Source organism: Actinosynnema sp. NPDC059335, assembly GCF_042752395.1.
Lineage (GTDB): Bacteria > Actinomycetota > Actinomycetes > Mycobacteriales > Pseudonocardiaceae > Actinosynnema.
Genome location: NZ_JBHYXZ010000045.1, coordinates 1 through 10,380 on the forward strand (window position 1 = coordinate 1; position 10,380 = coordinate 10,380).

Consider the following 10,380-nt stretch of genomic DNA (forward strand, 5'->3'; position numbering starts at 1 on the left):
CACCCCCCCCGGGGCCTGAGGGTCACCCCCCGGGGGGGCCTCCCTTCGACGCGCGTGTCCCCCCACCCCCCCCGCGCACGTGCGCCCCCCGCCCAGGACCCCTGAATTCAACGCTCGGGACGGGTGACGGTGGTTGACACGGTGGGCGGTTGGCCTGAGGCTGGGCGGGAGAGCGCTCTCCGGAACTGGGGGTTGTGGTGGTCGAGCCGGACGTGGGGCAGTTGGTCGGCAAGTTGGACGTGGCGCGCAAGGTTCGGCTGCTCACCGGCGCGACGGGGTGGCGCACGCACGACGAGCCGGACGTCGGCCTGCGGTCGATCGTGGTGTCGGACGGCCCGATCGGCGTGCGAGGCCAGGGGTGGGACGAGCGCAGCACGTCCCTCGCACTGCCCTCCCCCACCGCGCTGGCCGCCACCTGGGACGTCGACCTGGTGCGCCGCCTCGGCGTGCTGCTGGCCGCCGAGGCCCGCCGCAAGGGCGTGGACGTGCTGCTCGCCCCCACGCTGAACCTGCACCGCTCGCCGTTCGGCGGCCGGCACTTCGAGTGCTTCTCCGAGGACCCGGTGCTGACCGCCCGCATCGGCGCGGCCTACGTCGCCGGCGTGCAGAGCGGCGGCGTCGCGGCCACGGCCAAGCACTACGTGGCCAACGACTCCGAGACCGAGCGCATGACCCTGGACGCGGAGGTGGACGAACGCACCCTCCACGAGGTTTACCTGGTCCCGTTCGAGGCCGCCGTCGAGGCCGGGGTCTGGGTGGTGATGTCGGCCTACAACGGCGTCAACGGCACCACCATGTCGGAGAGCCCCCTGCTGGACGAGCCGCTGAAGGGCTCCTGGGGCTTCGACGGCCTGGTCGTGTCCGACTGGGGCGCGGTCCGCTCCACTGCGGCCTCCGCCAACGCCGCCCAGGACCTCGCCATGCCCGGCCCGCACAGCCCGTGGAACGACCTGGCCGCCGCCGTCGAACGCGGCGAGGTGCCGGAGAGCGCGCTCGACCGCAAGGTCGAACGGCTCCTCCGACTGGCCGCCCGGGTCGGCGCGCTGAACGGCGCCACCCCGACCCGACCCGAGGTCGCCGCGCCGCACGAGCTGCTGCGCGAAGCCGTCGCGGCGAGCACCGTGCTGCTGCGCAACGACGGCGCCCTTCCGCTGTCCCCCGGCGCGAAGGTCGCCGTCCTCGGACCGAACGCCGCCACCGCCCGCATCCAGGGCGGTGGCAGCGCGGGCGTCTACCCCGAGTCCGTCGTGTCCTTCCTGGACGGCCTGCGCGAGGTCGCCGACGTCCGGCACGCGCCGGGCGTCCGGCTGGGCGACCGGCCCGAACCCCTCACCACCGCCAACACCCGCCACCCCGGCAACGGCGAGCCCGGCGTGCTGGTCCGCCTCCTGGACGCCGACGGCGCGGAGCTGTCCGCCGAGCACCGCCTCCTCGGCCGCGTGCTGGAGGTGCCACTGGTCGAGGGCGCGCACGCGATCGAGGTGAGCGGGCGGCTCGCGGTGGACGCGACCGGCGACTGGCGGATCTCCGTGGCCGGGTTCGGCCGCCTCACCCTCGACGTGGCCGGCGAGCGGCTGATCGACGAGGACGTCCCGCTCGACACCGACGACCCCGCCGTCATCCACCTCACCCCGCCCTACCGGCACGCCACCGCGCACCTCGAAGCCGGCACGGCGGTGGACCTCGTGGCCCGGCGCGAGCTGCGCGAGCACACCGGCACGGCGACCGTCCTCGCCGCCGACCCGCCCCGCCTGGGCGAGGCCGACGAGCTGGCGCTGGCCGTCGGGCTGGCCCGCACGAGCGACGTCGCGGTGGTGGTCGTCGGCACCACCGACGAGATCGAGAGCGAGGGCTTCGACCGCACGTCCCTGGCCCTGCCGGGACGCCAGGACGAGCTGGTGCGCGCGGTCCGCGCGGTGAACGAGCGGACGGTCGTCGTGGTCAACTCCGGCGGCCCGGTCGAGCTGCCGTGGCGCGACGAGGTGGCCGCGGTGCTGCTGACCTGGTTCCCCGGCCAGGAGGCCGGGCACGGGCTGGCCGACGTGCTGACCGGCGCCCGGGAGCCGGGAGGGCGGCTGCCGACGACGTGGGCCGCGGACCAGCGCGACCTGCCCGTGTCGAACGTCGTGCCCGACGGCGGGGTCCTGCGCTACGACGAGGGCCTGCACGTCGGCTACCGCGCGTGGCACCGGTCGCAGGCCCGGCCGGCCTACTGGTTCGGGCACGGCCTCGGCTACACGACGTGGGCCTACGAGGAGGCCACCGCGACGGCGACCGGCGTCCGGGTCCGGGTCCGCAACACCGGCGACCGGGCCGGGCGCGAGGTCGTGCAGGTCTACGTGACGCGGCCGGACAGCGCGGTCGAGCGGCCCGAGCGCTGGCTGGGCGGCTGGGCCGCGGTCTCCGCCGGGCCCGGCGAGGCGGTCGAGGTGGACGTCGAGGTGCCCGAGCGGGCCTACCGGCACTGGACCGCCGACGGCTGGCAGGTCGAGCCGGGCGCGTTCACGCTGCTGGTCGGGCGGTCCGCCGGCGACACGCCGCTCAGCCCCGGAGAGCGCTCTCCGCACGTGGCAGAATGACCGCATGAGCAGACCGCCGACGACCCCGCCGACGTTGGAGGACGTGGCGCGGGTCGCCGGCGTGTCCCGCGCGACCGTCTCCCGGGTCATCAACGGCACGCGCAACGTCGACCGCCGGATCCAGGAGGTCGTGCGGGCGGCCATCGACCAGACCGGGTACGCGCCCAACCGGGCGGCCCGGTCGCTGGTGACCAAGCGGGCCGGCACGATCGCGCTCGTGGTGTCCGGCGCGGGCGACCCGGGCGAGGAGGACGCGTTCGCGGCCCGGGTGTTCTCCGACCCGTTCTTCGGGCGGGTGGCCAGCGGGGTGCTCGGCTTCCTGCGCACGCGCGGCGTGCACCCGGTGCTGATGGTGGCCGACACGGAACCGGCCCGCGAGGACGTGCTGGCGTTCCTGCGGCAGGGCAGCGCGGACGGCGCGCTGCTGGTCTCCACGCACGCCGAGGACCCGCTGCCCGCCCGGCTGGTGGAGGCGCGGCTGCCCGCCGTGCTGTTCGCGCGGCCCGCCCGGCCCGTGCCGATCAGCTACGTGGACCTCGACCACCAGGCCGGGGCGAGGCTCGCCGCCGACCACCTGGTGCGCCGCGGCTGCGCGCAGGTCGCGACGATCACCGGCCCGCTGGACGTGCCCGCGTCGCAGGACCGGCTGACCGGCTTCCGCGACGCCCTGGCCCGGCACGGGTTCCCGTACGTGCCGATCGCCGAGGGCGGGTTCACCTCGGCCAGCGGCGAGGCGGCCATGGAGCGGCTGCTGGCCGAGCACCCGGGGATCGACGGCGTGTTCGCCGCCAACGACCTGATGGCCCAGGGCGCGTTGCTGGTGCTGCAGAAGCACGGGCGGCGGGTGCCGGAGGACGTGGCGCTGGTGGGCTTCGACGACAGCGGCCCCGCGCTGTCCTGCCGGCCCCGGCTGACCACCGTGCGGCAGCCGGTGGAGGACATGGCGGCCGGGATGTCCCGGTTGCTGCTGGACCACGTCGAGGAACCGGGACTGCGCCCCAGGTCCGTCATCTTCGAGCCCTCGCTGGTCGTGCGGGACTCCGCCTGAACCGTCGTTGACGTCCTCGCAACATCGGCGTTACGCTCCGAGAGAGCGCTCTCTCAGCGCCTCCGGTGCCACGGAGGCACAGCTCCGGGCCATCTCGTGCCCCTTACCTCGTCAGGTAGGACCATGAGCTCTCCCCGTTCCCTGTCACGGGTCCTGACCGCCGCGCTGGCACTCGGCGTCGCCGCGGTGCTCAGCCCCGTGATCACCCAGTCCGCGCAGGCCGCCGAGTGCGGCACGACCAACGCCGCGCTGAACCGGCCGGTGACCGCCTCGTCCGTCGAGAACGGCGGGACCCCTGCCACCGCCGCGGTCGACGGCAACACCGGCACCCGCTGGTCCAGCGCGTTCGCCGACCCGCAGTGGCTCCAGGTGGACCTCGGCTCCACGCAGCAGGTGTGCCGCGTGACGCTGACCTGGGAGGCCGCGTACGGCCGCGCGTTCCAGGTGCAGCTGTCGGACAACGCGTCCACTTGGAACACCGTCTACTCCACCACCACCGGCACGGGCGGCGTGCAGACGCTGACCGTGGCGGGCTCCGGCCGCTACCTCCGGGTCTACGGCACGGCGCGCGCCACCGGTTACGGCTATTCGTTGTGGGAGCTGGCCGTCAACACCGAGACCACGGGCGGGGTCGTCATCCCGCCGACCGACCCGCGCAACCCGGACTTCGGTCCCAACGTGCTGATCTACGGCCCCGGCTACGACCGGGCCGCGATGCAGGCCCGGTTGGACCAGATCGCCGTCCAGATGAAGACCAACCAGTTCGGCCCCGAGCGGTACGCGATCCTCTACAAGCCGGGCGTGTACGACGCCGACGTCAACCTCCGCTTCTACACCCAGGTGGCGGGCCTCGGCCTGCGGCCGGACGACGTGCGGCTCAACGGCCACGTGCGCGTCGAGGCGGACTGGTTGCAGCAGGGCGACAACCCGAACAACCTCGGCAACGCGACGCAGAACTTCTGGCGGCAGGCCGAGAACCTGTTCGTCAACCTGCCCGCCGGGCAGATCGAGCGGTGGGCCGTGTCGCAGGCCGCGTCGTACCGGCGCATGCACCTGTCCGGCCAGGTCCAGCTGTGGAACGGCGGCGACGGCTGGGCGTCCGGCGGCCTCATCGTGGACAGCAAGATCGACGGCGTCACGGTGTCCGGTTCGCAGCAGCAGTTCCTGACCCGCAACAGCAACCTCGCGGGCGGCTGGAACGGCTCGGTGTGGAACATGGTGTTCGTCGGCTCGCCCGGCTCGCCGCCGCAGCACTTCCCGAACCCGTCGCACACCACCGTCGACACCACGCCGATCGTGCGCGAGAAGCCGTTCCTGTACTTCGAGAACGGCGAGTACAAGGTGTTCGTCCCGGCGCTGCGCACCAACTCGCGCGGCACGAGCTGGGAGGCCGGCGCGCCCGCCGGCCAGTCGATCTCGCTGGCGGACTTCTTCATCGTCAAGCCGGGCACCCCGGTGGCGACGACCAACGCGGCGCTGGCGCAGGGCAAGCACCTGCTGCTGACGCCGGGTGTGCACCGCCTCAGCGACACCATCAACGTCACCCGGCCGAACACCGTGGTGCTGGGCCTGGGCCTGGCGACCCTGTCGCCCGACACCGGCAAGGCCGCGATGGCGGTGTCCGATGTGGACGGCGTGAAGCTGGCCGGCTTCCTGGTGGACGCGGGCGTGCAGAACTCGCCGGTGCTCCTCCAGGTCGGCCCGACGAACTCCTCGGCCTCGCACGCGTCGAACCCGACCTCGCTGCACGACGTGTACCTGCGCGTCGGCGGTTCCCAGGCGGGCAAGGCGACGGTGTCGTTGGAGATCAACAGTGACAACGTGATCGTGGACCACACGTGGGTCTGGCGGGCCGACCACGGCGCGGGCGTCGGCTGGAACGTCAACACCGGCCGCAACGGCGTCGTCGTCAACGGCGACAACGTCACGGCGTACGGGTTGTTCGTCGAGCACTACCAGCAGTACAACGTGCTGTGGAACGGCAACGGCGGCCGGACGTACTTCTTCCAGAACGAGCTGCCGTACGACCCGCCGAACCAGGCGGCGTGGATGAACGGCTCCCAGCTCGGCTGGGCCGGGTACAAGGTGGCCGACCACGTCACCACGCACGACGGCTGGGGCATGGGCGTGTACTCGTTCAACCAGGCCGACCCGAGCATCCACACGGCCAACGGCTTCGAGGTGCCCAACCGGTCGGGCGTGCGGCTGCGCGACCTGGTGACGGTGTCGCTGGGCGGTGTCGGCACGATCGACAACGTCGTGAACGGCATCGGCGGGCCGGCGAACATGGCCACGCAGCAGCGGTACGTCGTCAACTACCCGTGACGGCCGACGCGTGACGACCGCCCCGCCGGTGTTCCGGCGGGGCGGTCGTGCGTCCCGCGGCGGGCGGGCGCCCGTCACAGGTCGGGCACGGACCACTCGGCGCACTCCGGCAAGGAGACCGAGGACAACGACCGCATCCGGCGGGTCCGGCCGCTCCCCTAGCGCGCCGACGCCGGCACGGCGTTCGTCGGCATCCGCACGACGCGGAGGAAGGCGGGCAGCAGCCACGGCCGCCGCCCGCCGACCCGCAGCTTCCCCGTCAACGCCGCACGCGCCCGGCTCACCCGGCCGAACAGCACGAGGTGCAGCACGGCCGGGTCGAAGCGCACCCGCACGTCCACCGGCCCGCCGGGCTCCCCGACCGCCACCCGGCCCCGGTGCAGCACGAGCGTCACGGGGGTGGTGTGGCGGGAGCGGAACGCGACCGCGATGCGGCGGTCGCGGGCCGGTTCGCCGTCGAGCAGGCGGCCGACGTCGTGGCGGATCATGCCGACGATGAACAGGTCGAAGAACAGCGCGGCCTCGTGCGACGGGATGGCCCACGGCGCGCCGACCGCGCGGGCGATGTCCCGGCCGTGGACGAGCAGCTCGTTGACGAGGTGGGCGAGCACGCCCGCGACCGGCACGCGGGACCCGCCGAGCCACGGCACGGTCGAGTCCGGGTCGGCCCGCGCGGTCAGCTCCAGGATCGACCGGGCCAGCGACCGCAGGGCCGCCGCCAGGGCGGCCGGGTCGCGCTCGGTGAAGCGGCGCAGCGCCAGGTCGTTCAGGTGGGCGACGGTGTCCACGGTGACGGCGGGGATCCGCGCGGCGAGGACGGGGTCGGTCACGCCGCCGCCGGGCGCGAGCAGCGTGGTGTAGATCGAGGCGATGGCGGTGACGTGCGCGGCCGTGTCGGCGACCGTCCAGTCGGGGGTGGCGGCCGCGTCCGGGTCGGCCGCGAGGACGAGGTCGGCGAACCGCCCGGTCACGTCGGGCAGCACGGCGCGGACGGCGGACCACTGGTCGGACACGTCCACCCCCGGTCGTTCGCGCGACGGTGATCGGACCGTAGCAGCGCGGACGGCGCGTCGGTTTCTCCTCGACTGCGCTGTTCGCCCCTCACCGCAGCGCGGTCGCCACGAACTCGCGCACCGCCGAGCCGGTGTCGCCCGGCACCCACGCGACCGCGATGCGCAGCGGCTCGACGTCGGTCACCGGGCGCCACACCAGGTCCGGGTGGGCGTAGTACCCGGCCATCGACTCCGGCCCGAGGCACACCGCCGCGCCGGACGCGACGTGCTCCAGCATCTCCTCCACGTTGTCGTTCTCCGGGCCCCACACGGGTTCCGCGCCGTCCGGCCGGGGGTTGACCGCCCACCAGTCCACCCACTCCTTCGGCGCCTTGCGGGTCCACATCAGCGGCTCGTCGCGCAGGTCGGCGATGCCCACGGACCCGCGCCCGGCCAGCGGGTGGTCGCGGGCCAGGGCGACGTACCGGGGCTCGGTGGCCACCACCCGGAACCGCAGGCCGTCGGTGTCGGCAGGCAGCCAGACGAACGCCACGTCCACCAGCCCCTGCCGCAGCGCGTCCGGCTCGCCGCCCCAGTCGCACCGCTTCGGCTCGACCACCACGTCCGGCCGCCGCGCGGCGAACGCCGACCGCACCCGCCGCGCCACCTCGCCGCCGCCGGACGCCACGAACCCGACCCGCAGCACGTTCGACTCGGCCGCCGCCGTCGACCGCGCCACCCGCACCGCGTCCCGCCAGCCGAACAGCGCCTCGCGCGCCCGCGGCAGCAGCTCGCCGCCCGCCGCGGTCAACCGGACCTCCCGGCCGGTCCGCACGAACAGCTCGACCCCCAGGTCCGCCTCCAGCTGCCGGATCTGCCTGCTCAACGCCGGCTGGGAGACGTACAGGTCCCGCGCCGCCCCGGTGAAGCTCAACCGCTCGGCCACCGCCACGAAGTAGCGCAGGACCCTCGTGTCCACGTCGGGAGGACTCATGCCGCGCAGCGTATTCGCCGGTGCGGGCCTGTTCCGGTGATCCCGGCGCGAACCCCGGCGACCGGCGTTCCCCGGTCCCTAGTCTCGTCCCATGCGCCGAGCGTTGCTGATCGCCACCGACACCTATCGCGATCCGACCTTCGGCGCCCTGCGCGCGCCGCGCCTGGACGCCGCCGAGCTGGACACCGTCCTGAGCGACCCGGCGATCGGCGGCTTCACCACCGAGGTGCTGGTCAACGAGCCCGTCCAACACCTCCGCGAGCGCATCGAGACGGTCCTCGGCCAGGCCGGGCGCGACGACCTCGTCCTGCTCTACCTCTCCGGGCACGGGGTCAAGGCGAGGCTCGGCGACCTCCACTTCGTCACCACCGACACCCGGCACACCGTGCTCGCCACCACCTCGCTGGACGCGGCGTTCGTCCGCAGACAGATCGACGACAGCCTGGCCGGGCGGGTCGTGGTGTGGCTCGACTGCTGCTACGGCGGGGCGTTCCCGAGCGGGATGCTGCCGCGCGCGACCGAGGACGTCGACGTCGTGCAGCAGCTGACGGAGGAAGGCCGCGGATGCGTGGTCATGACGGCGTCCACGCACATCCAGTACGCCTACGAGCCGGTCGGGGACCACGTCGAGGACCGCGCCGAGCCGTCCGTCTTCACCAAGGCGATCATCGACGGCTTGCGGACCGGCGCCGCGGACCTCGACCACGACGGCGAGATCGGCGCCCGTGACCTCTACCGGTACGTCTACGACCACGTCCGCCGCACGAATCCCGACCAGACGCCGACGAGCAGCGGAACGCTGTCGGGTGACGTGCGGATCGCCTACGCGGGCACGCCGCTGCCCGCCGAACTGGCCCCTGAGCTGCGCCGGTTGCTACGCAGCTCCGACGAGGGGTTCCGCCGGGCCGGGCTGCGCATCCTCGACGATCGCGCCCGGACGGGCGACCAGGTCTCGCTCACGGCGCTGCGCGCGCTGGCGGACGGCGTCGACCGGGACCTGTCCGCCGCCGCGCGGGAACTCCTGGCGCCGGAGGCGGCGCCCGCCGCACCACCGCAGACCTCCGACGGCGGTGCGGTCGTCGGCGCGCCGGAGCCCCACACCGTGCCCGGAACACCTGCCACGACGACACCGCGCCACCACCCCCGACCGCACCCGTCCCGGGCGGCGGGTGCCGCCGCGCCCGTCCCTGCGCCGGAAGGCCCGCCGCCACCCCGTGGACCGGCTCCGCGGCCCGGCCGCCCGCCGTGGCCGGGAGGGGACCTGCGGCCGCTGCTGCGGCGGCCCGTCCCGAAGTTCGACGCCCGGGGCGTCGCCGGATCCGGACACCTCAGGGTGGTCTTCAGCAACGACTCGTCCATGCTGGGCACGGGCGCGGTGGTGCGGAGCACGAACCGCTGGCAGCCGGTGTTCGAACTGCCCCGGTATGCGGAGGTCCGGGCGTTCAGCCCCGACAACCGCCTCGTCGTGGCCGCCGAGGGCGCCGGCCTCGCCGTCTACCGGACCTCGACTTGGGACGAGGTCGCCCGCGTGTTCACCACCGGGCGGTCCGAGCAGGTCTGCTTCAACCACGACGGCACGATGCTGGCCGTCAGGTCGGGCGGCACGGTGACGCTCTTCCAGGACGCGGGGGACGGCTGGCGGGCCCTCACCGAGCCGGTGTTCCACGACGTGCGCGACACCCGGTTCTGCCCGGACACCCCGCGCCTGGTGGTCGCGACCGACGACGGGCGCGTCGAGCTGTGGGACACGACGAACTGGACGCGGCTCGGCTCCACCGCGCTCGACGACGTGCGGGTCACCGGGTTGCGGTACGGCGCGCTGCTGGCCGCGGCGTCGAAGCGGGTCGTCACGGTGTGGCGCGCCGACACCTGGGAGGTGGTCGGCTCCGCGCGGCTCGACGGGGCGTCGTTCACCGGTCCCGTCGGGTTCGGCCCGGGGCTGGACGTCCTGATCTGCCGGGGGTGGGACGGCCTGGAGCTGCGCGGCGTCGTGGACGGGCAGGTGGAGCGGACGATCCCGACCGACCTGTGGTCGCCCGTGCTGAGCGCGGACGGCCGGTTCCTGGCCGGCGTGTCGCCGTACCGGTCGTTCCTCAAGCGGCCGGAGGTGTGGGTGTGGACGCGCCACCGCGCCGACGCCGCGGGGTTGCGCGCCGGGCGCAAGCCGCCCCGGCCGTCCGTCGCCGCGAAGAACGACGACCGGAAGTGGGTGCGGCGGTTCGGCGCGGTCGGCGGTGGCGCCGCCGCGACCGGTGTGCTGGTGGGCGCCGAGTGGGCCTTCGTCCCCGCGCTCGGCGTGGGAGGGGCGCTGGCCGCCGTCGCCTGGTGGGCGGTGGACCGGATCTGGCCGACCTGACCCCGGCCCCCCCCCCCGCGACGGCGCCGCCGGGGGGGGAAGCGGCGGCGGGCCGTTGGCCCCGGCCCACCCCGCGGCCAACCGCC

The 10,380-nt window shown here is 74.5% G+C and carries 6 protein-coding genes; 4 read left to right on the forward strand and 2 right to left on the reverse strand.

Annotation, left to right across the window (positions count from 1 at the left end):
* Positions 1-197: 197 nt before the first annotated feature.
* The 3 genes from ACFXGA_RS16445 (at position 198) to ACFXGA_RS16455 (ending at position 5,952) form a co-directional block, all read left to right on the forward strand.
* Positions 198-2,579: a glycoside hydrolase family 3 C-terminal domain-containing protein gene (locus ACFXGA_RS16445; RefSeq protein WP_378088581.1), complete on the forward strand. Its 2,382-nt coding sequence runs from the start codon at positions 198-200 to the stop codon at positions 2,577-2,579.
* Between the two features lie 4 nt (positions 2,580-2,583).
* Entirely contained in the window at positions 2,584-3,627 is a 1,044-nt protein-coding gene (locus ACFXGA_RS16450) for a LacI family DNA-binding transcriptional regulator (protein WP_378088583.1), read from the forward strand.
* Between the two features lie 123 nt (positions 3,628-3,750).
* Positions 3,751-5,952: a discoidin domain-containing protein gene (locus ACFXGA_RS16455; protein WP_378088585.1), complete on the forward strand. Its 2,202-nt coding sequence runs from the start codon at positions 3,751-3,753 to the stop codon at positions 5,950-5,952.
* Positions 5,953-6,110: 158 nt separating this feature from the next.
* Here the strand turns inward: ACFXGA_RS16455 and ACFXGA_RS16460 are convergent, their stop codons facing one another.
* Positions 6,111-6,971 (reverse strand): maleylpyruvate isomerase family mycothiol-dependent enzyme, encoded by an 861-nt coding sequence (locus ACFXGA_RS16460; RefSeq protein ID WP_378088587.1) that lies wholly within the window; start codon positions 6,969-6,971, stop codon positions 6,111-6,113.
* Positions 6,972-7,053: 82 nt separating this feature from the next.
* The gene (locus ACFXGA_RS16465; RefSeq protein WP_378088589.1) at positions 7,054-7,938 is read right to left on the reverse strand and encodes a LysR family transcriptional regulator; all 885 of its coding nucleotides are present in this window, start codon (positions 7,936-7,938) and stop codon (positions 7,054-7,056) included.
* Positions 7,939-8,029: 91 nt separating this feature from the next.
* Here ACFXGA_RS16465 and ACFXGA_RS16470 point away from each other — a divergent pair, with 91 nt between their 5' ends.
* A complete protein-coding gene (locus ACFXGA_RS16470) occupies positions 8,030-10,294 on the forward strand; it encodes a caspase family protein (RefSeq protein WP_378088591.1) in 2,265 nt (754 codons plus the stop codon).
* The last annotated feature ends 86 nt before the right edge of the window (positions 10,295-10,380 follow it).